Annotated in this window: 26 protein-coding genes; 10 read left to right on the top strand and 16 right to left on the bottom strand. The window is 65.2% G+C overall.

Translation table 11 applies throughout. The annotated features are described in order from the left end of the window. Positions 1-176: 176 nt before the first annotated feature. Positions 177-1,076, top strand: coding sequence for a peptidoglycan DD-metalloendopeptidase family protein (locus KSS93_RS02380; RefSeq protein WP_217888667.1), 900 nt, complete (start codon positions 177-179; stop codon positions 1,074-1,076). A 374-nt stretch (positions 1,077-1,450) separates the two neighbouring features. On the opposite strand, the gene KSS93_RS02385 is transcribed toward KSS93_RS02380, so the two are convergent. The 3 genes from KSS93_RS02385 to phoB all read right to left on the bottom strand — a co-directional run bounded on the left by KSS93_RS02385 (position 1,451) and on the right by phoB (position 4,964). Next, positions 1,451-2,791 carry a hemolysin family protein gene (locus KSS93_RS02385; RefSeq protein ID WP_217840997.1) on the bottom strand — a complete coding sequence of 447 codons (1,341 nt, stop codon included), beginning with the start codon at positions 2,789-2,791 and terminating at the stop codon, positions 1,451-1,453. A gap of 138 nt (positions 2,792-2,929) precedes the next feature. Next, positions 2,930-4,201 carry a phosphate regulon sensor histidine kinase PhoR gene (phoR, locus tag KSS93_RS02390; protein WP_263975047.1) on the bottom strand — a complete coding sequence of 424 codons (1,272 nt, stop codon included), beginning with the start codon at positions 4,199-4,201 and terminating at the stop codon, positions 2,930-2,932. A gap of 73 nt (positions 4,202-4,274) precedes the next feature. Next, on the bottom strand, positions 4,275-4,964 hold the full coding sequence (gene phoB, locus KSS93_RS02395) for a phosphate regulon transcriptional regulator PhoB (protein ID WP_003253341.1): 690 nt from the start codon (positions 4,962-4,964) through the stop codon (positions 4,275-4,277). 175 nt (positions 4,965-5,139) lie between these two features. Here phoB and KSS93_RS02400 point away from each other — a divergent pair, with 175 nt between their 5' ends. Beyond that, positions 5,140-5,508, top strand: coding sequence for a COG4315 family predicted lipoprotein (locus KSS93_RS02400; RefSeq protein ID WP_217887001.1), 369 nt, complete (start codon positions 5,140-5,142; stop codon positions 5,506-5,508). 208 nt (positions 5,509-5,716) lie between these two features. On the opposite strand, the gene ubiA is transcribed toward KSS93_RS02400, so the two are convergent. Both ubiA and KSS93_RS02410 read right to left on the bottom strand, forming a co-directional pair. Continuing rightward, positions 5,717-6,607 (bottom strand): 4-hydroxybenzoate octaprenyltransferase, encoded by an 891-nt coding sequence (ubiA, locus tag KSS93_RS02405; RefSeq protein ID WP_217887002.1) that lies wholly within the window; start codon positions 6,605-6,607, stop codon positions 5,717-5,719. Further along, positions 6,607-7,164 (bottom strand): chorismate--pyruvate lyase family protein, encoded by a 558-nt coding sequence (locus KSS93_RS02410; RefSeq protein WP_217887003.1) that lies wholly within the window; start codon positions 7,162-7,164, stop codon positions 6,607-6,609. The genes ubiA and KSS93_RS02410 overlap by 1 nt, the downstream gene beginning before the upstream one ends. A 158-nt stretch (positions 7,165-7,322) precedes the next feature. On the opposite strand from KSS93_RS02410, the gene KSS93_RS02415 reads away from it, so the two are divergent. From KSS93_RS02415 to KSS93_RS02430, 4 genes are all read left to right on the top strand, one after another. Continuing rightward, positions 7,323-7,490, top strand: coding sequence for a rubredoxin (locus KSS93_RS02415; RefSeq protein ID WP_011536423.1), 168 nt, complete (start codon positions 7,323-7,325; stop codon positions 7,488-7,490). A gap of 33 nt (positions 7,491-7,523) precedes the next feature. Further along, a complete protein-coding gene (locus KSS93_RS02420) occupies positions 7,524-8,672 on the top strand; it encodes an NAD(P)/FAD-dependent oxidoreductase (RefSeq protein WP_217887004.1) in 1,149 nt (382 codons plus the stop codon). A 186-nt stretch (positions 8,673-8,858) separates the two neighbouring features. Then, positions 8,859-9,155, top strand: a complete 297-nt coding sequence (locus KSS93_RS02425; RefSeq protein WP_054884748.1) for an HU family DNA-binding protein — start codon at positions 8,859-8,861, stop codon at positions 9,153-9,155. 142 nt (positions 9,156-9,297) lie between these two features. Then, positions 9,298-9,672, top strand: a complete 375-nt coding sequence (locus KSS93_RS02430; RefSeq protein ID WP_217887005.1) for a helicase — start codon at positions 9,298-9,300, stop codon at positions 9,670-9,672. 180 nt (positions 9,673-9,852) lie between these two features. On the opposite strand, the gene KSS93_RS02435 is transcribed toward KSS93_RS02430, so the two are convergent. From KSS93_RS02435 to exbB, 6 genes are all read right to left on the bottom strand, one after another. Continuing rightward, a complete protein-coding gene (locus KSS93_RS02435; RefSeq protein WP_217887006.1) occupies positions 9,853-11,256 on the bottom strand; it encodes an aminoacyl-tRNA deacylase and HDOD domain-containing protein in 1,404 nt (467 codons plus the stop codon). Positions 11,257-11,334: 78 nt separating this feature from the next. Next, complete coding sequence (gene recG, locus KSS93_RS02440; RefSeq protein WP_217887007.1) at positions 11,335-13,413, bottom strand: ATP-dependent DNA helicase RecG; 2,079 nt, start codon at positions 13,411-13,413, stop codon at positions 11,335-11,337. 3 nt (positions 13,414-13,416) lie between these two features. Continuing rightward, positions 13,417-14,343: a hydrogen peroxide-inducible genes activator gene (locus tag KSS93_RS02445; RefSeq protein WP_217840988.1), complete on the bottom strand. Its 927-nt coding sequence runs from the start codon at positions 14,341-14,343 to the stop codon at positions 13,417-13,419. Between the two features lie 94 nt (positions 14,344-14,437). Then, positions 14,438-15,172, bottom strand: coding sequence for an energy transducer TonB (locus tag KSS93_RS02450; protein ID WP_217887008.1), 735 nt, complete (start codon positions 15,170-15,172; stop codon positions 14,438-14,440). Next, complete coding sequence (gene exbD / locus KSS93_RS02455) at positions 15,169-15,597, bottom strand: TonB system transport protein ExbD (protein ID WP_217840986.1); 429 nt, start codon at positions 15,595-15,597, stop codon at positions 15,169-15,171. Before exbD ends, KSS93_RS02450 begins: the two co-directional genes overlap by 4 nt. Positions 15,598-15,600: 3 nt before the next feature. Beyond that, complete coding sequence (gene exbB / locus KSS93_RS02460) at positions 15,601-16,572, bottom strand: tonB-system energizer ExbB (protein ID WP_217887009.1); 972 nt, start codon at positions 16,570-16,572, stop codon at positions 15,601-15,603. A 192-nt stretch (positions 16,573-16,764) separates the two neighbouring features. Here exbB and KSS93_RS02465 point away from each other — a divergent pair, with 192 nt between their 5' ends. Continuing rightward, a complete protein-coding gene (locus tag KSS93_RS02465) occupies positions 16,765-17,622 on the top strand; it encodes an SDR family oxidoreductase (RefSeq protein WP_217887010.1) in 858 nt (285 codons plus the stop codon). Positions 17,623-17,695: 73 nt separating this feature from the next. On the opposite strand, the gene KSS93_RS02470 is transcribed toward KSS93_RS02465, so the two are convergent. The 5 genes from KSS93_RS02470 to KSS93_RS02490 form a co-directional block, all read right to left on the bottom strand. Continuing rightward, positions 17,696-18,421 (bottom strand): hypothetical protein, encoded by a 726-nt coding sequence (locus KSS93_RS02470; RefSeq protein ID WP_217887011.1) that lies wholly within the window; start codon positions 18,419-18,421, stop codon positions 17,696-17,698. A gap of 59 nt (positions 18,422-18,480) precedes the next feature. Then, entirely contained in the window at positions 18,481-18,861 is a 381-nt protein-coding gene (locus KSS93_RS02475; RefSeq protein ID WP_217887012.1) for a RidA family protein, read from the bottom strand. 24 nt (positions 18,862-18,885) lie between these two features. Continuing rightward, positions 18,886-20,994, bottom strand: a complete 2,109-nt coding sequence (gene spoT, locus KSS93_RS02480; RefSeq protein WP_217840982.1) for a bifunctional GTP diphosphokinase/guanosine-3',5'-bis pyrophosphate 3'-pyrophosphohydrolase — start codon at positions 20,992-20,994, stop codon at positions 18,886-18,888. 59 nt (positions 20,995-21,053) lie between these two features. After that, positions 21,054-21,317 carry a DNA-directed RNA polymerase subunit omega gene (gene rpoZ / locus KSS93_RS02485; protein WP_008091595.1) on the bottom strand — a complete coding sequence of 88 codons (264 nt, stop codon included), beginning with the start codon at positions 21,315-21,317 and terminating at the stop codon, positions 21,054-21,056. Positions 21,318-21,601: 284 nt separating this feature from the next. Further along, the gene (locus KSS93_RS02490; RefSeq protein ID WP_217840981.1) at positions 21,602-22,474 is read right to left on the bottom strand and encodes a LysR family transcriptional regulator; all 873 of its coding nucleotides are present in this window, start codon (positions 22,472-22,474) and stop codon (positions 21,602-21,604) included. Positions 22,475-22,681: 207 nt separating this feature from the next. Between KSS93_RS02490 and KSS93_RS02495 the strand changes: the two genes are divergently transcribed. The 3 genes from KSS93_RS02495 to KSS93_RS02505 all read left to right on the top strand — a co-directional run bounded on the left by KSS93_RS02495 (position 22,682) and on the right by KSS93_RS02505 (position 26,491). Beyond that, positions 22,682-24,064 (top strand): glutamine synthetase family protein, encoded by a 1,383-nt coding sequence (locus tag KSS93_RS02495; protein WP_217887013.1) that lies wholly within the window; start codon positions 22,682-22,684, stop codon positions 24,062-24,064. Positions 24,065-24,068: 4 nt separating this feature from the next. Next, positions 24,069-24,845 carry a gamma-glutamyl-gamma-aminobutyrate hydrolase family protein gene (locus KSS93_RS02500; protein ID WP_217887014.1) on the top strand — a complete coding sequence of 259 codons (777 nt, stop codon included), beginning with the start codon at positions 24,069-24,071 and terminating at the stop codon, positions 24,843-24,845. A gap of 107 nt (positions 24,846-24,952) precedes the next feature. Then, positions 24,953-26,491, top strand: a complete 1,539-nt coding sequence (locus tag KSS93_RS02505; RefSeq protein ID WP_217840978.1) for an APC family permease — start codon at positions 24,953-24,955, stop codon at positions 26,489-26,491. Positions 26,492-26,509: the final 18 nt, after the last annotated feature.

Here is a 26,509-nt window from a genome sequence, read left to right on the forward strand (position 1 = left end):
TTAGGCGTGGGAGCGGGCTTGCCCCGCGATTGCGATGGTGGCTTTTCATCGCAATCGCGGGGCAAGCCCGCTCCCACGTGAATACCATCCGCCAGCACCTCCCGACCAACTGTCATACCCCTCTCAAAACCGGCTGCTAGGCTTCGATGGACGTTATCTGTCAAATGGCCACTATCATGCCCGCCGCCCGCCTGCTGCTGTTCTGCGTGTTGTTCACGGCCTCGGCGTCGAGCCTGGGCATGACCATCTACAAGACCACCGACAACTACGGCGTGGTGTCCTATTCCGACCGCCCCAGCCCTGGCGCCAAGGCTTTCGTGTTCCGCGAGCAGATGCTCGAGCGGGTGGATGGCAAGGTGCGCCTGCAGACCGAGTCGTTCCCCGGCGGGGTGCGCTTTCTGGCGCGTAACGAGTTGTATGTGCCGATGGAGGTAGAGCTGCGCCTGGACGGGCTGGCCAACGCCTTCGGCGGTAACGCACCGCGCATCGTGCGGCGGGTGGTGGCACCGCGCTCGACCTTGCTGCTCAGCGCCGTGCTCGCGGCCCCGGGCGGGCCGCTTAAGTACAAGAGCAACTTCCAGTACGCCATGGGCGACCCGGTGCAGCGTTCGCAGGCTTATCGTTACCCGTTCCCGTGGAAGGGCGGGCCGTTTCGCATCAGCCAGGGCCCCAACGGGCGCTTCAGCCACTTCGGGCCCAAGGGCCGCTATGCCATCGACATCGCCATGCCCGAAGGCACGCCGATCATCGCCGCCCGCGGCGGGGTGGTGGTGAAGATCGAGAACCTGCAGACCGGCCGCGGCACCAACCCGGCGGGCAACTTCGTGCGCATTCTGCACCCGGACGGCACCATGGGCGTGTACCTGCACCTGATGCGCGGGTCGGTGGTGGTGAAGGAGGGGCAGCAGGTGGTGGTGGGCCAGGCGCTGGCCAAGTCGGGCAACACCGGCAACAGCAGCGGGCCGCACCTGCATTTTGTGGTGCAGCGCAATGTGGGGCTGGCGCTCGAGTCGATCCCCTACCAGTTCGACCGGCCGATTGGCGGGATGCCGGACTTTACTGCGGGGAACCCTTGAGAGGGTTTACCTTAACCGACCTCATCGCCGGCAAGCCGGCTCCTACAGGTTCAGCGCAGGTTTGAAGGCTATGCGCCCCCTGTAGGAGATCACCCAGCCCTTCGGGCTGCGCTGTCGCGCAGAGAACTGGGCACGAACCCGCCGCGGCCCCTGTGGGAGCGGGCTTGCCCGCGAACACCGGCGAAGCCGGTGCCAGACACCGCGTCGCCTGCTTCGCGGGCAAGCCCGCTCCCACAGGTCCCTGCTAAATCAATGAGCTATGTGCAGTTCTATGAGAGCGGCTTTAGCCGCGAACACCGGCAAAGCCGGTGCCATGCACCGCGTCGCTTGCTTGGCGGCTAAAGCCGCCACATAGGATCGCGTAGAGGCCGGGCTCAATCCAGCTTGAGCACCTTGGCCAGCACGATCTTCGGCCCTTTCATCTTCTTGATGATGATGCGCAGGCCTTCGACCTCCATCACTTCCTCTTCCTCGGGCACGCGCTTGAGGCTTTCGTATACCAGCCCGGCGAGGGTTTCGGCTTCGATGTGGTCCAGGTCGATGCCCAGCAGGCGCTCCACCTTGAACAGCGGCGTGTCACCGCGTACCAGCAGCTTGCCCGGCTGGTAGGCGAGGATGCCGCGTTCGGTCTTGCGGTGCTCGTCCTGGATGTCGCCCACCAGCACTTCCAGCACGTCTTCCATGGTCAGGTAGCCGATCACCTTGCCGTCGGCCTCTTCGACCAGCACAAAGTGCGCGCCACCCTTGCGGAACTGCTCCAGCAACTGCGACAGCGGCATGTGCCGCGACACACGCTCCAGCGGGCGGGCCAGGTCTTCCAGGTCGATGGTTTCGGGCATCTGGTCCAGCTCGGCCAGCTCCAGCAGCAGGTCCTTGATGTGCAGCAGGCCGGTGAATTCCTCGCGCTCGGCGTCGTACACCGGGTAGCGGCTGAACTTGTGGCGGCGGAACAACGCGAGGATCTGCTTGAGCGGCGCGTTGGCATCGATGCTGACCATATCCTCGCGGGAGTTGGCCCAGTCGACCACCTCCAGCTCGCCCATCTCCACGGCCGATGCCAGCACGCGCATGCCCTGGTCGCTCGGGTCCTGGCCACGGCTGGAGTGCAGGATCAGCTTGAGCTCCTCACGGCTGTAGTGGTGCTCGTGGTGCGGGCCGGGCTCGCCTTGCCCGGCGATGCGCAGGATGGTGTTGGCGCTGGCGTTGAGCAGGTAGATGGCCGGGTACATCGCCCAGTAGAACAGGTACAGCGGCACCGCCGTCCACAGCGACAGCAGCTCGGGCTTGCGGATCGCCCAGGACTTGGGCGCCAGCTCGCCGACCACGATGTGCAGGTAGGAAATGACGAAGAACGCGACGAAGAACGAGATGCCCTTGATCAGCTCGGGCGAGTCGACGCCGAAGTAGGCCAGCAGCGGCTCGAGCAGGTGGGCGAAGGCCGGCTCGCCGACCCAGCCCAGGCCCAGCGAGGCCAGGGTGATGCCCAGCTGGCACGCCGACAGGTAGGCGTCGAGCTGGTTGTGCACCTTGCGCAGGATGCTGCCGCGCCAGCCATGCAGCTCGGCGATGGACTCGACGCGGGTGGCGCGCAGCTTGACCATGGCGAACTCGGCGGCAACGAAGAAGCCGTTGAGCAGCACCAGGAACAAGGCGAAGAGAATCATGCCGAAATCGGCGAACAACGAGGTGAGGCTGATACCAGGGGAAGGGTCCATGATGGGGTTTTTACAGGGTCCGTCGGTGAAATTAGGGGAAAAAAAGTGCCAGCGATTGCTGGCACAGGGGATCCAATGTAGCGGCTGGGGCGGCAAAAGCAAAGGGGCGCACTACCATCGCAGGGCAAGCCCGCAGGCTTATCCCTTGTTCAAGGCCAATTGTGCCGGCGCGAAATGACAGGTGAAGGTACTGCCGTGCCCCGGCACGCTGCTGATCTCCAGCTTGCCGCGGTGGCGCATCAGCACGTGCTTGACGATCGCCAGGCCCAGCCCGGTACCGCCTGTGTTGGAGGCGCGGCTGGAATCGACCCGGTAGAAGCGCTCGGTCAGGCGCGGCAGGTGCTTGGCCTCGATGCCCACCCCCGAATCCTGCACGCTCAAATGCGCCCCCTGCTCGTCGGCCCACCAGCGAATGCGGATATTGCCTTCGTCCTGGGTGTACTTGACGGCGTTGAACACCAGGTTGGAAAACGCGCTGCGCAGCTCCGACTCGCTGCCCTTGAGGCGAATGCCCGGCGCCGCTTCCAGGCTGATGCGCTGGTTGCGCGGGCCAGACAGCGCCTGGGCGTCGTTCTTGATGGCAGTCAGCAGGCCATCCACTGCCACTGGCTGGTTGTCCGAGGGGTAGTCGGTGGCTTCGAGCTTGGCCAGCAGCAGCAGGTCGTTGAGCAGGGTCTGCATGCGCGAACCCTGGGCGCTCATCTGTTGCAACGCACGGCCCCAGCGCGGGTTCACGCCTTCGACGTTGTCCAGCAGGGTTTCCAGGTAGCCGGTGATCACCGTCAGCGGCGTGCGCAGCTCGTGGGAGACGTTGGCGACGAAGTCCTTGCGCATCTGTTCGAGCTGGTGAATGCGGGTGACGTCGCGCACCAGCATCAGGTGCTCGTTGTTGCCGTAGCGGGTGAGTTGCAACTGCACCCGCAGGCGGTCATTGATCGGTGAGGGGATCTCGAGCGGTTCGGCATAGTTTTCCGCTTCGAAGTATTCCTTGAAGCGCGGGTGGCGCACCAGGTTGGTCACCGGCTGGCCGCCGTCCTGCGGGGTCTTGAGGCCCAGCAGGGTTTCGGCGGCGCGGTTCCACCACTCAAGGTTGCCTTCGCTGTCGAGCATGATCACCGCATCGCGCAGGGCGGCGGTGGACTCCTGCACCCGGTCGATCACCGCCTGCAGGCGCCCGCGCACGCGCTGGTCGCGGCGTTGCAGGTGGTAGATGCTGTCGAACACCTCGCCCCACAGGCCGTAGCCGTCGGGCGGGGCTTCGTCGGGCTGGTGGTTGCGCAGCCAGTCGTGCAGGCGCAGCAGTTGCTTGAGCGTCCAGCCCAGGTAGAACGCCAGGCCGACGGCCAGGCTCCAGCCGTAGTAACCGCTGACCAGGCCGCCGATCAGGCAGACGGTGATCAGCAGCAGCATGTGGCGAATCAGGGTCGCGTGCCAGTTCTGGTTCAATTGACAGTCCTTGTACTACGGGCGCCAGGGGCTTCGATCAGCTCTTGGTCGAGAAGCGATAGCCAGTGCCGCGGACGGTTTGTACCAGATTTTCGTAAGCTTCACCCAGTGCCTTGCGCAGGCGGCGGATGTGCACGTCCACCGTGCGCTCCTCCACGTACACGTTGCCGCCCCACACCTGGTCGAGCAGTTGGCCACGGGTGTAGGCGCGCTCCTGGTGGGTCATGAAGAACTGCAGCAGGCGGTATTCGGTGGGGCCCATCTCGGCCGGCTTGCCGTCGATGGTGACGCGGTGGCTGATCGGGTCGAGCAGCAGGCCGCCCACTTCGATCGGCGCTTCGCTGTCGCTCGGGCCGGTGCGGCGCAGCACGGCCTTCAGGCGCGCCACCAGCTCGCGTGGCGAGAACGGCTTGGTGATGTAGTCGTCGGCGCCCACCTCGAGCCCTTGGATCTTGTTGTCCTCTTCGCCCTTGGCGGTGAGCATGATGATCGGGATGTCCCCGGTCAGCTCATCGCGCTTCAGGCGCCGGGCCAGTTCGATGCCCGAGGTGCCTGGCAGCATCCAGTCGAGCAGGATCAGGTCTGGCTTGCGGTCGACGATGATGGCGTGGGCCTGTTGCGAATTTTCGGCCTCCAGGCAGTCATAGCCGGCCATTTCCAATGCAACGGCGATCATCTCGCGGATAGGCGCTTCGTCGTCGACGATCAGAATGTTTCTGCCAACCATGCTCAATTACCTCTCCCGGGAACGGTGTCTTGGCCCGCATTAGATAACGGAATTATTGCAGCTGTGTGACAGCTGATTGGCTGTTCTGGCGACATTCCATGACTGGACTAGGCTTCAAGAGGCCGCCGTGGCGGCAACCAGGACCCTTTCACCCCCCGAAACAATGGTGAATCCAATGACACGACATACGCTGAGCTGGATGGCCCTTTTCGCTGCATTGGCCTTGCCGGGGGTGGCGTTGGCCCATCACGCCATGGAGAAGGACGGCATGTGGGTCGACCATCAAGGCATGACCCTGTACACCTTCGACAAGGACGCCGGCGGCAAGTCCATGTGCAATGGCGAGTGCGCCGCCAACTGGCCGCCGCTGATGGTCAGTGACGGCGAAAAGGCCGAAGGCAAGTGGACGCAGATCAAGCGCGACGACGGCAAGATGCAGTGGGCCTATGACGGCAAGCCGCTGTACACCTTCGTCAAGGACAAGAAAGCCGGGGACATGACCGGCGACGGCATGAAGGACGTATGGCACGTGGCCAAGCCCTGAGACTGCAGCTCAATAGGTGAGAGGTTCCCTGTGGGAGCAGGTTTACCCGCGAATGCGATGTTGCAGCAGAAATTGCATTCGCGGGTAAACCCGCTCCCACAGCAATTGCATGAGCTTCAGACCAGTGCCGTACCTGTAGGAGCCGGCTTGCCGGCGATGAGGCCGGTTCAGGCAGCACAAGACAGTTGCTCCCAGGGGCGGTTAGCTTTCAACGCAGCGCGTAATCCAGCACCACGCCCACGAACACCAGCATCCCCGCCCAATGGTTGTGCAGGAACGCCTTGAAGCACGATTCGCGGTCCAGCTTGCGGGTCGACCAGAACTCCCAGGCAAAGCACGCCGCCGCCCCCAGAAGCCCTAAGTGGAACCAGCCACCCAGCTCGAAGCGGCTGCCGGCCAGCAGCAGGCAGCCCAGCGACAGCAGTTGCAGGGTCAGGATGATCACCCGGTCGGCTTCGCCGAACAGGATGGCGGTGGATTTCACCCCGATTTTCAGGTCGTCGTCACGGTCGACCATGGCGTAGTAGGTGTCGTAGCCCACGGTCCACAGCAGGTTGGCGATGTACAGCAGCCAGGCGCTGGCCGGCAGCTCGCCGCCGGCGGCGGTGAAGGCCATGGGGATGCCCCAGGAGTATGCCGCGCCCAGTACCACCTGCGGGTAGTAGGTGTAGCGCTTCATGAACGGGTAGCAGGCGGCCAGGGCCACGGCGCCGAACGACAGCCACACCGTGGCGGCGTTGGTGCACAGCACCAGCACGAAACTCACCGCCACCAGCACGGCGAACAGCGCCAGCGCCTCGCGCGGCTTGACCCGGCCGCTGGCCAGCGGCCGGTCGGCGGTGCGCTTTACGTGGCCGTCGACCTTGCGGTCGGCAAAATCATTGATGCAGCAGCCGGCAGCGCGCATCAGCACCACGCCCAGGCCGAAGATCAGCACGTTGGCCAAGGTCGGCGAGCCGTTGCCGGCGACCCACACCGCCGTCAGCGTCGGCCACAGCAGCAGGTAGATGCCGATCGGGCGGTCCATGCGGCTTAGCTGGACGAAGTCCCAGGCCCGTGGGTGCAGGCGGTTGAGCGACTTGAGCAGTTGCAGGTACATCAGCGGTTGGCCTCCTTGTCTGCCTGCCACAGTGCCGGCAGAAACACCTCGGCCACCAGCAGGTCGAGCCCGGCGCGCTCGAACCGCGAGCGGCGCCCCCATAGCCCGGCATGGGCTGCATCGGCGGGCAGCCAGGGCTGTGGATAACTGCACACCTCGATGGGGTGGCGGATGAACGCCTGGTCGCAGAACAGCAACTCGCCCAGCGAGCGGCTGCCGAGAGCCTCGAGGTCCAGTCCGCCACGCTGCAGCACGCTGCGCCCGGCCACGCTGCGGGCGAACACCCAGGGTTGGCCATGGCCGCGCAGGTACACCTCGCGCACCCAGCCCTCGGCGCCAGGCGCCAGGCCCAGGGCCGCGCATTCGTCGTCGCGCAGGGTTTGCCAGCCTTCGAGCAGCGGTGTGACGCTGAAGTTGCCGCCAGAGAGGCGGGTCAGGCGACGGGTGAGGGAGCCTTCGTCGAACAGCCAGTCGAGGGTGCGCTGGTCGAGTGTGTTCGCCAGCTGTGGATACGCCAGCCACGCGACAGCGGCTGCTTGCGGGGTTTCGTACGACACGTCGGTATGCTTGTGACAGCCAGAGAGGCGGCGAGCTTAGCACGATTGCCCCGGCGGCCAGCATGCCGTACAAAGCCTCAACGAGATTGCGCGGTGCGCCTGCTCCTACAGGACGGTGACCACCAGTTGCGACAAGACACCTGACCGAGGACCCCCCGATGAAAAAATGGCAATGCATTGTCTGTGGCCTGATCTACGACGAAGCCGAAGGCTGGCCGGACGACGGCATCGCACCCGGCACCCGCTGGGAAGATGTACCTGAAGACTGGCTGTGCCCGGACTGCGGCGTGGGCAAGAGCGACTTCGAAATGATCGCCATCGGCTGATCGCAACCTGTACTGACTTGAAGGAAGCACGACATGACGTCCCCTGTGGTGATCATCGGTACCGGCCTTGCCGGCTACAACCTGGCCCGCGAGTTTCGCAAGCTCGACAGCGAAACGCCGCTGCTGCTGATTACTGCCGACGACGGCCGCTCGTACTCCAAGCCCATGCTGTCGACCGGCTTTGCCAAGCACAAGGACGCCGACGGCCTGTGCATGGCCGAGCCCGGCGCCATGGCCGAGCAACTGAATGCCGAAATCCGCACCCACACCCGTATCAGCGGCATCGACCCGGGCCACAAACGCCTGTGGATCGGCGAGGAGGCGCTCGAGTACCGCGACCTGGTGCTGGCCTGGGGCGCGCAGACCGTGCAGGTGCCCATCGAGGGCGATGCCGGCGACCGGGTGTTCCCGATCAACGACCTTGAAGACTACGCGCGCTTTCGCGCTGCCGCCGCGGGCAAGCAGCGTGTGCTGATCCTCGGCGCCGGCCTGATCGGCTGCGAATTCGCCAACGACATGACCTTGGGCGGGTTCCAATGCGATGTGGTGGCACCCTGCGAACAGGTCATGCCGACCCTGTTGCACCCGGCGGCGGCCGCCGCCGTGCAGGCCGGCCTGCAGGGCCTGGGCGTGCGCTTTCACCTGGGGCCGGTGCTGACCCGCCTGCAACGGGCAGGTGATGCACTGCAGGCGCACCTGTCCGATGGCAGTGTGATTGCCTGCGACCTGGTGGTTTCGGCCATCGGCCTGCGCCCGCGCACTGACCTGGCTGCTGCTGCCGGCCTGCAGATCAACCGTGGGGTGGTGGTCGACCGCCAGTTGCGTACCTCCCACGCCAATATCTTCGCCCTGGGCGACTGCGCCGAGGTGCAGGGCATCAACCTGCTGTACGTGATGCCGCTGATGACCTGCGCCCGTGCCCTGGCGCAGACCTTGGCCGGCAACCCGACCACGGTCAGCTACGGGCCGATGCCGGTGACGGTAAAAACCCCGGCCTGCCCGCTGGTGGTGTCGCCACCGCCGCAAGGGCTTGAAGGCACCTGGCAGGTGGAGGGCGTTGGCGCCGACCTGAAAGTGCTGTGCCATGGGGCAGACGGCCAACTGCTGGGCTACGCGCTGACCGGCGCGGCAGTGATGGAGAAACTGGCGCTGAATCGCCAGTTGCCTCCGCTGATGGCGTAAATAGACGGCGTTCTGTCGGATTTATCCTGTTCTTGCCGCGACAATGGCCGCCCAGGTACTGGCGCGGCCCCCTACGGCGTGCCATTCTCACTTGCGTCTACCGCAGCCTAGAGCCTGCGGTGCCTTGAACGCTGCCCCCGGCAGCACGGCATAACAACAAAAAATCCCCGTCAAAGAGGCTTCACTATGCGTAAACCAGAACTCGCCGCAGTCATTGCCGAAAAGGCCGATCTGACCAAGGAAAAGGCCAACCAGGTCCTCAACGCGATTCTCGACAGCATCACCGGCGCGCTCGACAAGGACACCGTCACCCTGGTCGGTTTCGGCACCTTCGAAAAACGCCACCGCGGCGCGCGCACCGGCAAGAACCCGCAAACCGGTCAGCCAGTGAAGATCAAGGCCAGCAATACCGTTGCCTTCAAGCCCGGCAAGAACCTGCGTGACAGCGTCAACACCCCGGCCAAGCCAGCCAAGAAGAAGTAACGCGGCAACCTTAGCGGTTGATCAAACGGGCGCCTGAAGGCGCCCGTTGCGTTTGTGGCGGGAAAATGTGGCGAACTTGCGTAAATAAACCAATAAACGGATAAACTGCGCGCCTCAGTCATTTTTCAATCGAGGCGCGTTGATGAAGTTTCGCTTTCTTCTCTGGGCCATGGGCCTGCTGATGGCCAGGGCCAGCCGCAAGAACCCGGCCTTCCAGCAGCAGTTGCAGGGCAAAGACCTGGTGTTCCAGATGCAGACCCTCGACGGCAAGGTTGCCCGGCACTTCACGGTGAAGGATCAGCGCATCAGCAGCAAAGGCGGCCTGCACCCCCAGCCGGCTTTCGCCATCGCGTTCAAGGATGCCGCCTACGGCTTCGCCACCCTGCAGGCGGGCAACAAGCAGCTGGCGTTCATGCAGGGTATTCAGGAAAAGAGCATCCAGATCAAGGGCAACCCGGCGCTGGTGATCTGGTTCCAGGGTTTGATGAAGTACCTGAAGCCGAAGAAGAAAGCCTGATACCGCACTTGATCAGGGAAACACCCTCGCTGTAGGAGCGGCCTTGTGTCGCGATGGGCTGCGAAGCAGCCCCACGATCTCAGCTTCGCCGCATAATTCGCCGCATAAATTGCCGGGGCTGCTACGCAGCCCTTTCGCGGCACAAGGCCGCTCCTACAGGGGGCGCGGCGGTCCGTCAGGTCAATGCGGCGCCTGGAACTGCGAAGCCAGCTCGCGCAGCAGCGCTTCGGCTTCCAGCACCTTGTTCACCACCTCTTCGGCCTTGTCCCGGGTCAGCCCCAGGCGCTCGAGCAGCTCGTCCGGGATTTCATCCTGCGGGCCGGAGCCGATGCCGCGCGAGCGCAGCAGGCGCACGGCCAGGCACACCAGGTTGGGGAACTGCGAGAACTCGCCGTCGTAATGCGGGTCATGCTGGAAGCGCAGCGCAGCGGACAGCTCGTCCGGCATGTCCCACAGTTTCATCAGCCAGGCGCCGATCTGCTCGCGGCTGATGCCCAGCAGGTGTTGCTCCACGTAGCTGTGGCACAGGTGCGGGTTGACCTCCAGGTGGCGGCAGATCAGCGAGAAGTGCGGCGGGAACACGTGGGCCAGCAACAGGTAGCCGAAGTTGTGCAAGAGGCCTGCGAGGTAGGTCAGGCCGGCTTCAGGGCGTTCGGCACGCGGCATGGCGCGGGTCAGGCCCTCGATCACCGCAGCGGTATAGATCGACTGCTGCCAGTAGGGCGTTGCCTGTTGCGGGTGGTCCTTGGGCAGGCTCAGGGTCTTGCCCAGGGCCAGGCCCAGGGCCAGGTTGATCACCAGGTCAAAGCCCAGCACACGCACGATGGCGTCTTCCACCGAGCGGATCTTGCCGGGGGAGGCGTAGTAGGGCGAGGCCGCCCAGCTGACCACCTGCGCGGCCAGGGCCGGGTCGGTTTCGACCACACCGGTGATGTCGTCGATGCTGGCGTTGGGGTCGACGCGCAGCTTGATGATCTTTTGCGCGGTGTCGGCCAGCGGCGGGATTTCGATGGTTTCTTCAAGGCGCTTCTGGATGCGCCGGGCGGTAAAGGCTTCCACCGCCAGGGTGATTTCGTGGGAGTCGTCGCCTGGCCGGTCGAGGTTGGGGCGGATGTCGCGCACGGGCTGGCCGAACGCGCCGGCGCTGGCCTTGGCGAGCATGCGCTTGAAGTCGTCACGCTGGATCTTCAGCAGCAGCCCGGCTTCACCGGACTGGATCAGCAGGTACTCGGCCTCGAGCAGCTTGCCTTCGTACAGGCACGGCGAGCTGGTCAGTGCGGGAATGGCCGGCAGGGCCTTGAGCTGGTGCTTGTCGAGCATCTGCTTGAGACGCGGCAAGGGCACCGCCTTGAGCTTACGCCCGGTCAGCTCTTCGAGGCGGTTCAGGTCCAGCAGCTTGCTGTAGGGGAACAGCACCATCAGGGCGCCGATCTCGTCATCGAGCAGGATCGCCTGCACTCGCGAGGCGGCTGGCAGCTCGGGGTGTTCCGGCACCTCGACGAACGCCACGCCGAGTTTTTCTAGCAACAGCCGGATGACAGACGGTGCGTGTGGGGTTGCAGTGTCGAGGGCAACTTCAGTCATGGTCTGTATCCACTAATTCTTTTGAACGCGAAGTATAACCAGCCTGACCGGCAAGCTGGATCCATAATGGGACGAGCGTCACACCTGGCCATATTGCTGGCCGTGGCGCAGCCAGCGGTCGAGCAGCGGGCTGACGTGGTCCGGCCAGCGTGCCAGCAGGGCCTGGGCGGCGTCGCGCACGGCCGGCAGCAGGTCGGCGTCGCGCATCAGGTCGGCGACCTTGAACTGCAGCAGGCCGGTCTGGCGGGTCCCGAGCATCTCGCCGGGGCCGCGCAGCTCCAGGTCCTTTTCGGCGATGACGAAGCCGTCGTTGGTTTCCCGCATGATGCCCAGCCGTTCGCGGCCGATCTGCGACAGCGGCGGGTGGTACAGCAATACGCAATGGCTGGCCGCGCTGCCCCGGCCAACCCGGCCGCGCAGCTGGTGCAGCTGGGCCAGGCCCAGGCGCTCGGGGTTTTCGATGATCATCAGGCTGGCATTGGGTACGTCCACGCCAACCTCGATCACCGTGGTGGCCACCAGCAACTGCAGGTTGCCGGCCTTGAACTCGGCCATCACCGCCGCTTTTTCAACAGGCTTCATGCGCCCGTGGATCAGCCCCACGCGCAGTTCGCCCAGGGCGCTGCCAAGCTCTTCGAAGGTGCTTTCGGCGGCCTGGCAGGTAAGTTCTTCGGATTCCTCGATCAGCGTGCACACCCAGTAGGCCTGGCGCCCCTCGGCGCAGGCGGCGCGTACCCGTTCGACCACCTCGAAGCGGCGGCTGTCGGCCACCAGCACGGTGTTCACCGGGGTGCGCCCGGGGGGCAGTTCGTCGAGGATCGAGGTGTCCAGGTCGGCGTAGGCGCTCATGGCGAGGGTGCGCGGGATGGGGGTGGCGGTCATGATCAGCTGGTGCGGGCACAGTTGGCCCATCACGCCCTTCTTGCGCAGGGCCAGGCGCTGCTGCACGCCGAAGCGGTGCTGCTCGTCGATGATCGCCAGGGCCAGGTGCTTGAACTGCACCTCGTCCTGGAACAGCGCGTGGGTGCCGACCACCATCGGCGTACCGCCGGCGATCTGTTCCAGCGCGCTGGCGCGGGCCTTGCCCTTGAGCTTGCCGGCCAGCCAGGCCACTTCGATGCCCAGCGGCTCCAGCCAGCGCTTGAAGGTGATGTAGTGCTGTTCGGCGAGGATCTCGGTGGGCGCCATCAGCGCCACCTGGTAGCCGGCTTCCAGCGCCTGCAGCGCGGCCAGGGCGGCGACCACGGTCTTGCCGGCGCCCACGTCACCCTGCACCAGGCGCATCATCGGCTCGTGCTGGGCGAGGTCGTAGGCGATCTCGTTGCCCACCCGCTGTTGGGCGCCGGTGGGGTTGAAGCCGAGGTTGGCCAGGTACTGTGCCGGCAGGCGGCTGGCTTTGGGCAACACCGGCGCACGCAGGGCGCGCTGGCTTTCGCGCAGGCGCTGCTGCGACAGCTGGTGGGTCAGCAGCTCTTCGAAGGCCAGGCGGTGCTGGGCCCAGTGGTGGCCTTCGGCAAGTTCGTCCACATCGGCGTCGGCCGGCGGGTTGTGCAGGTAGCGGATGGCGTCGTCCAGCGGCGCCAATTGATAATCGCGGGCCAGTTCGTCGGGCAGCCAGTCGGGCAGGCTGCGCGGGCCAAGCATGCCCAGGCTCTGCTGGCACAAAAGGCGCAGGCGCTGTTGCGTCAGGCCTTCGGTGCTGGGGTAGATGGGCGTGAGGGTCTGTTCCACTGGCGGCGCCGGCTCGTCGCCGTTGAGCGCGCGGTATTCGGGGTGGTAGATCTCAAGCCCCGAGGCGCCGGGGCGGGCCTCGCCGTAGCAGCGCAGGTGGGTGCCGCGCTTGAGGCCTTCTTTTTGCGCATTGCTGAAATGGTAGAAGCGCAGGCTCAGCACGCCGGTGCCGTCACCCAGGCGCACGACCAAACTGCGGCGCTTGCCCATGGTCACGTCGGCGCCGCTGACCACGCCCTCGATCACCGCATCCTGCCCCGGGCGCAACTGGCCGATGGGCACCACGCGGGTGCGGTCCTGGTAGCGCAGGGGCAGGTGGAACAGTACGTCCTGCAGGTTTTCCAGGCCGACCTTGGCGAGCTTCTCTGCCATGGCTTCGCCAACGCCCTTGAGCGCGGTGACCGAGACGTTCGACAGCTCAGTCATGGCTCAGGCCGGTTCTTCCGTGGGTGCCTTGGCCACCGAGCACAGGCGGATCGAGTCGGCGAGGATTTCGATCGCCTTGGGCCGCGGGAAGCTGGCGCGCCAGGCAATGGCCACGGTGCGGAACGGCGCTGGCGCGGTGAGCGGGCGCACTTCGATCACGCCCGGGGCGTAGTGGTGGCTGTGCACCGCCGACAGCGGCAGGATCGACACGCCCAGGCCCGAGGCGACCATGTGGCGGATGGTTTCCAGCGAGCTGGACTCCACCGTAGTGTGCTTGGCACCTTCGCCGCCCTTGTTCAGCGTGGGGCAGGCCTCGAGCACCTGGTCGCGGAAGCAGTGGCCCTCACCGAGCAGCAGCAGGCTCTTGTCGTTGAGCAGGGCGGTGTCGATGGTCTTTTTCGCGGTCCACGGGTGGTCGGCCGGCATCAGTGCGCAGAACGGCTCGTCATACAGCGGCAGGGTGAGTACATCGGCTTCGTTGAAGGGCAGGGCGATGATCACCGCGTCCAGTTCGCCGTTGCGCAGTTTTTCGCGCAGCACGTGGGTGAAGTTTTCTTCGATGTACAGCGGCATCTGCGGGGCAACGCGGTGCAGTTGCGGAATGAGGTGCGGGAACAGGTACGGGCCGACGGTATAGATGGCGCCGACCTTGAGCGGGGCGGTGAGCTGGTTCTTGCCGGCCTGGGCCAGTTCGCGGATGCCCTGGGCCTGCTCGAGCACCTTTTGTGCCTGGGCGACGATGCTTTCACCCACCGGCGTCAGACGAACGGCGCTCTTGCTGCGTTCGAAGATCAGCACGCCAAGCTCGTCCTCGAGCTTCTTCACGCCGACCGACAGCGTGGGCTGGCTGACGTGGCAGCGTTCGGCGGCGTGGCCGAAGTGCTGCTCCTGGGCGAGGGTGACGATGTAGCGAAGTTCGGTGAGGGTCATAACGTGCGTCCATGAAGTTGCGGCCCCAGCATAGCGGCTGCAATCGATAGACGCACGTTATCAGACTTGCCGTTTTGTGACAGAAACAAAAACGTCAACGTCGGTCCAGCGAGTACACGAACGGTGCCACCACTTCGATGGTGCCGTTGTTCAGCAGCTCGGCCGGTGGCTTGGGCACCGTGCCTGCGCGGCGGATCATCTCCAGCGTGGCGCGGTCCAGCGCAGCGCTGCCTGAACCGCCGGCCAGCGAGTACGAGACCACCTTGCCTTCGGCGTCGACCACGAAGCGCAGGCGGTTGATGCCCTGCAGCCCGCGACGGCGAGCGTCCTCGGGGTACTTCTTGTACTTCGCCAAATGGCGCAGCAGGTCGCTCTGCCAGCTGGGCAGCGCATTGCTGTTGGAGGCGATGCTTGGCGCCGGCGCCGCAGATTTTTGCGCTGGTGCGTTGCTCGGCGGCGTATCGGCCACGTCCTGGTCGACCGGCGGTTCATCCTTCGGCGGCTCAGGCTTTTTCTCAGGCTTGGGCGGCTGCGGCTTGGCCTTTGGCTTGGGCGGCTTGGGGATGGCGATCTTCGGCTTCGGCGCCTCTACCAGCTTGGGCAGCGGCGGTTCCTCGATCGGCGTCGGCGGTTTTGGCGCGACTTTCGGCGGTGGTGGCGGCGCCGGCTCCGGCAGCGGTGCCAACTCGACCATCATGGCTGCCGGCGGCAGCTCGATGGCCTGGGGCACCGACCAGTTGAGCGTCAGCACCACGGCGACCACGTGCACGCCCAGCACGATGGCCAGGGCGGTGCCGTAGCGCGCCATGTTAGAGCGCGTTTTCGTCATTTCTTGGCTGCCGTCTCTAGCCCGACCAGGCCGACCTTGAGGTAACCGGCGGCGCGCATGGTGTTCATCACTTCCATCAGGTCGCCGTAGTCGACGCCCTTGTCAGCCTGGAAGAAGATGGTGGTTTCCTTGTCACCCTTGGTCTTGGCGTCCAGCAGGGCGCCGAGCTGGTCGGGTTGGGCCACTTCATCGTCGCCGACGTACAGCTTTTTGTCGGCCTTGACGCTGACGAACACTGGTTTTTCCGGCCTCGGCGCAGGTTTTGCGGTGGAGGCGGGCAGGTCGACCTTGATGTCGACCGTGGCCAGCGGCGCTGCGACCATGAAGATGATCAGCAGCACCAGCATCACGTCGATGAAGGGCGTGACGTTGATTTCGTGGTTTTCGGCGAGGTCGTCGCCACCTTCGTTGAGATGCAGGCCCATGGCTTACCCCACTTTCACCATGTGCGGGGCAGCGCGCTCGCCACCTTGATGGTCCAGGTCACGGCTGACCAGCAGCAGCACCTGGGCGGAGGCGTCGGAGACCTGCGCCTTGTAGCCGGCGATGGAGCGGGCGAAGACGTTGTAGATGACCACGGCAGGGATCGCCGCGACCAGGCCCAGGGCGGTGGCCAGCAGGGCTTCGGCGATGCCTGGGGCGACTACGGCCAGGTTGGTGGTCTGGGTTTTGGCGATGCCGATGAAGCTGTTCATGATGCCCCACACGGTGCCAAACAAACCGACGAAAGGCGCGGTGGAACCGATGGTGGCGAGTACGCCGGTGCCGCTGCTCATGTTACGGCCGCTGGCGTGTACCAGGCGCTCCAGGCGGAAGCTCACACGCTCCTTGATGCCTTCCTTCTCGCGGGCGTTGGCCGACAGGCGCATTTCTTCGAGGGCGTCGTGCACCAGGGTGTGGGCCAGGGTGCCTTCCTTGTTGGAGACTTCGCTGGCTTCCTTGAGGGTGACCGACTTCTTCAGGGCGGCGATTTCACCACGCAGGCGACGCTTGGCGCCCATCAGCTCGAAGCCTTTGGCGATCCAGATGGTCCAGGTGATGATCGAGGCGATGGCCAGGCCAATCATTACGGCTTTGACGACGATGTCGGCGTTCTTGTACATGCCCCATGGGGACAGGTCGTGGGCCATGCCGAGCGAGGTGTCTTCGACCAGCGCCTGCACGTCTTCGCCAGCCGGGGCCTGAGCGCCTGCGGCGGCTTCGGCCGGTGCGGTAGCCGGGGTCTGGCCTTCAGCAGCCGGAGCTGCCGGAGCGCTGGCGGCGGCCGGGGTGGCTGCGGCGTTGGCGGCCGGCTCATCGGCCATGGCCAGGGGGGCCAGCACCAGGCTGAACATCAGCGCGGCGATGGCGCGCCAGGCGCGCGACGGGGTTGGCGAAGCGGAAGGTTGAATACGTGTCATGCTGGCCGGACCTGATGAAGAAGAATGGGTTGAGTTCTCCAGGGCCTCGAAACAGGCCGAGAACAGACAAGACCGCCATTATTGCAAGTAATTCTTGTTAACAAAAGTAATGTCATTGCTTTTTTTGACCTTGGTATAGCCGTTGATCGCCTGGAACCTATAGCCTGCCCCTACAGAATGAGGAGAATTTGCATGTCAGGCGTTTCTGCTTTGATCGTGGGTTGTGGGGATGTGGGCGGGCGTCTGGCCCGCCAGTTGCTGGGCCTGGGCTGGCAGGTGAGTGGCCTGCGGCGCTCGGTGCAGCACTTGCCCGAGGGTGTGCAGCCGGTTGCCGCCGACCTTGCCGATCGGCGCATCCCGGCCGACTGGCCCGAGCGGGCGCCCGATTACCTGGTGTATTGCGTTGCTGCCAGCCAGCACGATGAGGCCGGTTACCAGGCCGCCTACGTCGATGGCCTGCGGCATGTGCTGGGGTGGCTCGAGCGCAGTGGCCAGCGCCCGCGCCGGCTTCTGTTCGTTTCCAGCAGCAGCGTGTTCGCGCAGAAGGATGGCGAGTGGATCGACGAAACCGCCGCCACCACGCCTGAAGGCTATTCCGGCAAGTTGATGCTCGAAGCCGAGCAGCTGGCGCTGCACAGCGGCATCCCGGCCAGCATCGTGCGCCTGACCGGCATCTATGGCCCCGGGCGCGAGTGGCTGTTGAGCCAGGTGCGCCAGGGTTACCGGGTGGCCGAGCAGCCGCCGCTGTACGGCAACCGTATTCATGCCGAGGATGCCGCCAGCCTGCTGGCGTTCCTGCTGCAGGCCGATGCGCGTGGCGTGGCGCTGGATGACTGCTATATCGGCGTTGATGACGACCCGGCGCCGCTGGCCGATGTGGTGGCCTGGTTGCGCGAGTACCTTGGGGTTACCGAGTGGTCGGACGAGCAGCGGGTGCGGCGCACCGGCAGCAAGCGCTGCAGCAATGCGCGGGCGCGGGCATTGGGCTGGGCGCCGGTGTATCCGAGTTACAAAGAGGGGTATGCGGCGATACTGCAGGGCCGCGGATAACCGTGCGGCCCTATCGCGGGGCAAGCCCGCTCCCACGGTCTGGCGTGGGAGCGGGCTTGCCCCGCGATGAGCTTCAATTCTTTTCCAGCACCCACTGCTGGGCACCGGCCGCCAGCTGCGGAACTTCATCCGGCTGCGCGGTATTCACGGCCTTGAAGATGGTCAGCTTGTCGCCATCACGCTTGAAGATGAACGGCGCACCGCGCTGGTCGCGCTCCAGCCACAGGCTGTCGTTGCCGCCGCCCATGCTGGCGCAGTCGCCTGCCAGGCACAGGGCGAAGCGGTCCGGGCCGGGCAGGCCGGTGACGCTGCCGGTGTCGCTGAAATGCACCGTGGCACCTTTGCCCTGGCCTTCGGTGATCTTCCAGTCGCCACCCAGGTAGGCCTGGTACAGCGCTTTCTCGAAACTGCTGCCCAGCGGCGCGGTGCCGGCGGCCCTGGCGCGGGCGAAGGTCTGCTGGTGGCCGGACGGGTCGCGGGCCTGCAGCTCGTCGCCGTCGAGCGTGAGTTGCTCGCTCTGGCCGCCTTCGAAGTCCACCTGCCAGTTGTTCTGGTTGGCGCTCAGGCGCCCGTCAGCGGCTTCAAAGCCGTTGCTGAAGCTGGCTTGCTGGTTCTTGACGTCGACTTTCCACTCGAACACCGGGCCGTGATCGGCCAGGGCCTGGCGCAGGCTGGTGCCTTTGGCGGCAGCGTCGATGGCCTCCTGGTTGATCCAGGTGCCGTTGAAATCTTCGGGTTTGTGGCTGGCGCAGCCGCCCAAAAGCAGGGCTGCCAGCACGAGGGGCAATGCATGGCGCATGGGGAAAACCTTGGGGCAGGGAGGGGGTGGTGACGGGCGCAGGGCCCGTCACCGGGGCATCACTCGAGGACCAGGATGGCGTCCATCTCGACCTGGGCGCCCTTGGGCAGCGCGGCTACGCCAATGGCGGCTCGGGCCGGGTATGGCTGCTCGAAGTAGCGGCCCATCACTTCGTTGACCTTGGCGAAGTGGCTCAGGTCGGTGAGGAAGATGTTCAGCTTGACGATGTCCTTGAACGAACCACCGGCCGCCTCGGCCACCGACTTGAGGTTCTCGAACACCTGCACGGTCTGGGCTTCGAAGCCTTCGACCAGTTCCATGGTTTTCGGGTCCAGCGGGATCTGGCCCGACATGTACACGGTGTTGCCGGCCTTGATCGCTTGCGAGTAGGTGCCGATAGCGGCAGGGGCCTTGTCGCTGTTGATGACGGTCTTGCTCATGAGTGACTCCTTGCGGTGGGCGGACTACGCACGCATGCGGGTGATGCGGACCACGCCGGTCAAGGTGCGCAGCTTCTTGATCACGCGGGCCAGGTGCACGCGGTCGTGCACGCTGACCACCAGTTGGACCACGCTGATACGGCCGTCGCGTTCGTCCATGCTGATTTTCTCGATGTTGCCGTCGGCGGCGTTGACGCTGCTGGCCAGCAGAGCGATCAGGCCGCGCTGGTGCTCAAGCTCAACGCGCAGTTCGACGTTGAACTCGCCGGTGACATCCTTGGCCCAGGAAAGCTGCAGGCACTTTTCAGGGTTGTGGCGGATTTCACTGATGTTGCGGCAGTCTTCCAGGTGCACGACCATGCCCTTGCCCGCCGACAGATGGCCGACGATCGGGTCGCCCGGGATCGGCGTGCAGCACTTGGCGTAGCTCATGACCAGGCCTTCGGTGCCGCGGATCGCCAGCGGGCCTTCCGGCGCCGGCAACTGCTCGCCTTCGGCGGACAGCAGGCGGCGGGCAACCACATAGGCCATGCGGTTGCCCAGGCCGATGTCCTCGAGCAGGTCTTCGATCAGCTCCAGGCGGTACTCGGCGAGGATCGGCTGAATGCGCTCCTGGGGAATTTTCTCCAGGCTGCTGTCAAAGCCGGTGAGCACCTTGTTCAGCAGGCGTTCGCCCAGGCTGATGGACTCGGAGCGGCGCTGCTGCTTGAGGGCGTGGCGGATGTGCGTGCGCGCCTTGCCGGTGACTACGAAGTTGAGCCACGCCGGGTTGGGGCGGGCGCCCGGGGCGCTGACGATCTCCACCGTGGAGCCGCTTTGCAGCGGCTCGGACAGCGGCGCCAGGCGGCGGTTGATGCGGCAGGCGATGCAGCTGTTGCCCACATCGGTGTGCACCGCGTAGGCGAAGTCGACTGCGGTGGAGCCTTTGGGCAGCTCCATGATGCGGCCTTTGGGGGTGAAGACGTAGACCTCGTCGGGGAACAGGTCGATCTTCACGCTCTCGATGAACTCCAGCGAGTTGCCGGCACGCTGCTGCAGCTCGAGGATGCCCTTGACCCATTGGCGGGCGCGGGCGTGGCTGCCCTTGGGCTGCTCCTCTTCGTTGGACTTGTACAGCCAGTGCGCGGCGATGCCGTTGTTGGCCAGCTCTTCCATCTCGCGGGTGCGGATCTGGATTTCGATCGGCACGCCGTGCATGCCGAACAGCGTGGTGTGCAACGACTGGTAGCCGTTGGCCTTGGGGATCGCGATGTAATCCTTGAAGCGGCCCGGCAGTGGCTTGTACAGATTGTGCACGGCGCCCAGCACGCGGTAGCAGGTGTCGACCTTGTCGACCACGATGCGGAAGGCGTACACGTCCATGATCTCGGTGAAGGCGCGGCGCTTGCCGCGCATCTTCTTGTAGATGCCATAGAGGTGCTTTTGCCGGCCGCTGACTTCGCCTTCGATGCCGTCGGCGGCCAGGCAGTTGGCCAGCGAGGTCTCGATCTTGGCCACCAGCTCCTTGCGGTTGCCGCGGGCGGCCTTGACTGCCCGGTGGATCAGCGACGAGCGCATCGGGTGCATGGCCTTGAAGCCCAGGTCCTCGAATTCCACGCGCACGTTGTGCATGCCCAGCCGGTTGGCGATGGGGGCGTAGATTTCGAGGGTTTCCTTGGCGATGCGCCGGCGTTTCTCGCCGGACAGTACTTCCAGGGTGCGCATGTTGTGCAGGCGGTCGGCCAGCTTGACCAGGATCACGCGGATGTCGCGGGCCATGGCCATGGCCATTTTCTGGAAGTTTTCCGCCTGCGCCTCGGCCTTGGTCTCGAAGTTCATCTGGGTCAGCTTGCTGACCCCGTCCACCAGCTCGGCGACGGTTTCGCCGAACTGCTGGCTCAAGGCTTCCTTGGCGATGCCGGTGTCTTCGATCACGTCGTGCAGCATGGCCGCCATCAGGCTCTGATGGTCCATGTGCATGTCGGCAAGGATGCTGGCGACCGCCAGCGGGTGCGTCACGTAGGGTTCGCCGCTGCGCCGGCGCTGGCCGTCGTGGGCTTGTTCTGCGTAGAAGTAGGCGCGACGGACCAGGTTGACCTGTTCCGGGCCCAGATAGGTCGACAGCCGTTCGGCGAGGGCTTCTATACCAGCCATGGGTTCACCCCTTGCAGAAGAAGAGGGCCTTGCGCCGCGCGACGTCGACCGGGCATGAATCAGACCGCCTCGTTGTTCTCGTCCTCGAATGCGGCGAACACCGGATCTTCGGTGACGATCTCTTCGGCGGCGATGAATTCAGGGGTGACGATACCTTCGGCGATTTCGCGCAGGGCAACGACGGTTGGCTTGTCGTTTTCCCATGCAACGCGCGGCTCTTTGCCGCCGGTCGCCAGCTGGCGAGCGCGCTTGGTCGAGAGCATGACCAGCTCGAAGCGGTTATCCACGTGTTCCAGGCAGTCTTCAACAGTTACGCGGGCCATGGTCTTCCTCAGTAGCAAATGCGGTGGGCGTGCAGCCCTATATGGGCAGGCGGACTCGATAGTTTAAAAAATCACCAGCCAATAGGGAAGGACTGTTTTGCCCAGTGGCAGCCTTTGCACCGCTGCCGGCCTGTTCGCGGGCAAGCCCGCTCCCACAAGGTTTGCATCATTCCCGAAAGCAACGCCCCTCCTGTGGGAGCGGGCTTGCCCGCGAAAGGGCCGTAACAGAAACCTTCACGCTTGGGCTTGAACATACCGCTTCCAATGTGGCGAACACAACCACCTCACAGCATCGCGTCACGCAACCGCGGCGTCAGCTCCTCGAACAACGTCTGCACCGAACGCAGCGCCCGGCAATCGGGCCGGGTCAGCAGCCACAGCTGGGTGTCGCAGCCCGGCAGTGGCCCGCTCAACGCCTCGACGCCCGGCAGGGCATGCACCATGTAGTCCGGCAGCGCCGCCACGCCCAGGCCGGTGGTCACCAGTTGGGCGATGGTCGACATGCCGCTGCACTGGTAGCGCGGGGTCAGCCCAGGGTGCTGCTGGTTGCGCCAGACCACCGTGGCGTGGTCCTGCATGGAGTCGTCGGGGGCGATCCACGGCACGCTGGTGGCTGCGGCGTCCAGCCGTTCGCGCAGCTCGGGGCGGCCGCAGATCACGTAGCTGGTGGAGCCCAGGCAGCGGCCCACCAGGTGTTCCGGCGGTGTGTTGGTCAGGCGCAGGGCAATGTCGGCGTCACGCCGGCTGAGGTTGGCGAAGGTGTTGGAGGTGCCCATCTCCAGCGACAGCGCCGGGTAGTTGGGCATGAACTCGGCCAGCGCCGGCAGCAGCAGGCTGTGCAAAACGGCTTCGGTGCAGGTCAGGCGCACGGTGCCGCTGACCACCTGCTCGCCGCAGGTCAGGGCGATGCGCGCGGCGTCCAGCGCCTGCTCGGCGCGCTCGGCCTGCTCGGCCAGGGCCTGGGCGGTGTCGGTGGGCAGGTAGCCCTTGCGGCTCTTGACGAACAGCGCGGTGCCTAGCGCCGACTCCAGCCGGCGGATCGAGCGAAACACCGTGGAAACGTCCACCTTGAGCAGTTCGGCAGCCTTTGCCAGTGACCGGCCGCGTTCCAGGGCCAGGACCAGAGACAGGTCCGCATGGGTGATCTGATATTGCATTGGTGCACGCTCTGCTTGCTGAATTGCCAATGTCTGTTGCGTTGGGGCCATTTTATAGTGAAACGGCCCGGGGGAATCAATGCACTCCGTCGCAAGCCTTGCCCCCCACGATGGGCCAGTGAAAAGAACAACAGCAGCACCATCGTCGCCTCCCGAGGCGTCATCCGCAGCTCCACATCGCCGCTCCGAATCAAAGGATGTACAGCCATGACGTCGGTCTCCCCGTGCGCCCGTTCTTCCCGCGAAATGAACGAATTCCTCGAAGCCCACCCGGACACCCAGTACGTTGACCTGCTGATCTCCGACATGAACGGGGTGGTGCGTGGCAAGCGCATCGAGCGCGCCAGCCTGCACAAGGTGTACGAGAAGGGCATCAACCTGCCGGCCTCGCTGTTCGCCCTGGACATCAACGGCTCCACCGTCGAAAGCACCGGGCTCGGCCTGGACATCGGCGACGCCGACCGCATCTGCTACCCGATCCCCGGCAGCCTGGCCGACGAGCCGTGGCAGAAGCGCCCCACCGCGCAGTTGCTGATGACCATGCACGAGCTTGAAGGCGAGCCGTTTTTCGCCGACCCGCGCGAGGTGCTGCGCCAGGTGGTGAGCAAGTTCGACGCCCTGGGCCTGGATATCTGCGCCGCGTTCGAGCTTGAGTTCTACCTGATCGACCAGGACAACCTCAACGGCCGCCCGCAGCCGCCGCGCTCGCCGATTTCGGGCAAGCGCCCGCAGTCGACCCAGGTGTACCTGATCGACGACCTCGACGAATACGCCGACTGCCTGCAGGACATGCTCGAAGCGGCCAAGGAGCAGGGCCTGCCGGCCGACGCCATCGTCAAGGAGAGCGCCCCGGCGCAGTTCGAGGTGAACCTGCACCACGTCGCCGACCCGCTCAAGGCCTGCGACTACGCGATCCTGCTCAAGCGCCTGATCAAGAACATCGCCTACGACCATGAAATGGACACCACCTTCATGGCCAAGCCCTACCCGGGCCAGGCCGGCAACGGCCTGCACGTGCACATTTCGCTGCTGGACAAGAAAACCGGCAAGAACATCTTCGCAAGCGATGACCCGCTTGAAAGCGACACCCTGCGCCACGCCATCGGTGGCGTGCTGCAGACCATGCCGGCATCGATGGCCTTCCTGTGCCCGAACATCAACTCGTACCGGCGCTTCGGTGCGCAGTTCTACGTGCCCAACGCGCCAAGCTGGGGCCTGGACAACCGCACCGTGGCCCTGCGCGTGCCCACCGACAGCAGCGACAACGTGCGCATCGAGCACCGTGTGGCCGGCGCCGACGCCAACCCCTACCTGATGCTTGCGGCAATCCTCGCCGGCATCCACCACGGCCTGACCAATCAGGTCGAGCCGGGTGCGCCGATCGAAGGCAACTCCTACGAGCAGCTGGAACAGAGCCTGCCGAACAACCTGCGCGACGCACTGCGCGCGCTGGATGACAGCGAAGTGCTCAACCAATACATCAGCCCGGACTACATCGATATCTTCGTGGCCTGCAAGGAAAGCGAGCTGGCCGAGTTCGAAGTGTCGATCTCCGACCTCGAGTACAACTGGTACCTGCACACGGTGTAAGCCCATGAGCGCAATTGCGGTCCCCTTGATCGGTGTCAGCGCCTGCCGCCAGCAGGTGGGGAAGAACTCGTCGCACACGGTGGGCGACAAGTATGTCGAGGCCGCAGGCTTTGCCGGGCTGCCGCTGATCCTGCCGGCCCGTGACGGCGGCAGCGATACCCAGGCGTTGCTGGCGCAACTCGATGGCATCCTGTTCACCGGCTCGCCTTCCAATGTCGAGCCGCATCATTACAATGGCGCCCCCAGCGCCGAAGGCACCCGCCACGACCTGGCCCGCGACCGCCTGACCTTGCCATTGCTGCAGGCGGCGATTGCGGCCGGGGTGCCGGTGTTGTGCATTTGCCGTGGCTTCCAGGAGCTCAACGTGGCCTTGGGTGGCAGCCTGCACCAGCGGGTGCACGAGGTGCCCGGCTACCTTGACCACCGCGAACCGCAGGATGCACCGCTTGAGGTGCAGTACAGCCCGCGTCACCCGGTCAGCATCGTGCCTGGCGGGCTGTTCGAGCAGTTGGGCCTGGCTGCGCAGTTCGAGGTCAACTCGCTGCACAGCCAGGGCATCGACCGCCTGGCCCCGGGCCTGCGGGTCGAGGCACGGGCCCCGGATGGCCTGATCGAAGCCGTATCGATGCCGGATGCGCCGGGCCTGGTGCTTGGCGTGCAATGGCACCCGGAATGGCGTTTCGCTGAAAACCCGGTCTCGCTGCGCCTGTTCGAGGCGTTTCGCGAGGCCTGCATTGCCCATGCTGCACGGGAAGGTGAACGTCGCCAAAAACCGACGTAAGCCGAAGGTCTGGGATGACCGTGCCCTACCGCGAGCTTTCAATGAGTGAAAGCGGGCCCTCTACGGCGGGCCTGTTAGAACAATTCCAATAGTTACGGCACAAACTCATGAACGATTACACAGACGCCGGCCGCCCACCCGATGCGGCCGACTCGGGCACTACTTCGCGCAGCAAAGGGTTGGCCAAGGGCCGCCTGGGCCTGCTGGCCAGCGTGGTGCTGGGCATTTCCACCATCGCCCCGGTCTACACCCTGACCGGCGCCCTCGGCCCGACCGTGCGCGAGGTCGGCGCCCACCTGCCGGCGGTGTTCATCGTCGGCTTTCTGCCGATGCTGCTGGTGGCCCTGGGTTACCGCGAGCTGAACTCTGCCGAGCCCGACAGCGGCACCTCGTTCACCTGGTCGGCGCGGGCATTCGGGCCGATGATCGGCTGGATCGGCGGCTGGGGGCTGGTGGTCGCCACCACCATCGTGCTGTCCAACCTGGCCGGTGTGGCGGTGGATTTCTTCTACCTGTTCCTGGCACAGATCACCGGTGAGCAGCAGTTGGCGGCACTGGCCGACAACCTGCTGGTGAACATCAGCACCTGCTGCGTGTTCATCGCCCTGGCGGTGTGGATCTGCTGTCGCGGCATGGCCACCACCATGACCGTGCAGTACGGGTTGGTGGCGTTGCAGCTGCTGGTGCTGATCGGCTTTGCCTTTGCTGCCTTCAGCGAAACCACCGCACCGCCGCCGCTGGCGTTCGACCTGGCCTGGTTCAACCCGTTCGGCGTCGAGTCGTTCTCGGCGTTCGCCGCTGGCCTGTCGCTGTCGATCTTCATCTTTTGGGGCTGGGATGTGTGCCTGACCGTCAGCGAAGAGTCGGTCGGCAGTGAAGAGGTGCCGGGCAAGGCCGCCACCTGGACCGTGCTGCTGATTCTCGGCCTGTACCTGGTCACCGCCATCGCCACCCTGCAGTTCGCCGGTATCAGCGACGAGGGCCTGGGCCTGAACAACCCGCGTATTCAGGAGAACGTCTTCGCCCACCTGGCCGGCCCGGTGATGGGGCCGCTGGCGATCCTGATGTCCATCGCCGTGCTGGCCAGCACTGCGGCGTCGCTGCAGTCGACCTTCGTTTCGCCGGCGCGCACCCTGCTTGCCATGGGTTACTACGGCGCGGTGCCGCAGCGTTTTGCCGAGGTTTGCCCGCGCTCGCAAACCCCGCGTTACGCGACCATCTGCGCAGGCGTTGCTGCTGCGTTGTTCTACGTGACCATGCGTACCCTGAGCGAGAACGTGCTGGCCGACACCATCACCGCCCTGGGCATGATGATCTGCTTCTACTATTCGCTGACCGCGTTTGCCTGCGTGTGGTACTTCCGCCACAGCCTGTTCACCAGCCTGCGCCACTTGTTCATGCGCGGCCTGTGCCCGCTGGTGGGTGGGGTGATCTTGTCGGTGATCTTCGTGCGCACCGCCATCGACAGCGCCTCGCCAGACTTCGGCAGTGGCTCGCATGTAGGGGGGCTGGGGCTGGTATTCGTGATTGCGGCGATCATCTCGGCGCTGGGCATCGTGCTGATGATGCTCTCGCGGCTGCGCCTGCCGGCGTACTTCCTGGGGGCGACGCTGCGTCAGCAGGCGACCATTCAGTTGCAGGAATAAAAGCTGGGGCCGCAGAGC

The sequence above is a fragment of the Pseudomonas xanthosomatis genome (assembly GCF_019139835.1).
In the GTDB taxonomy this organism is placed as follows: Bacteria; Pseudomonadota; Gammaproteobacteria; order Pseudomonadales; family Pseudomonadaceae; genus Aquipseudomonas; species Aquipseudomonas fakonensis.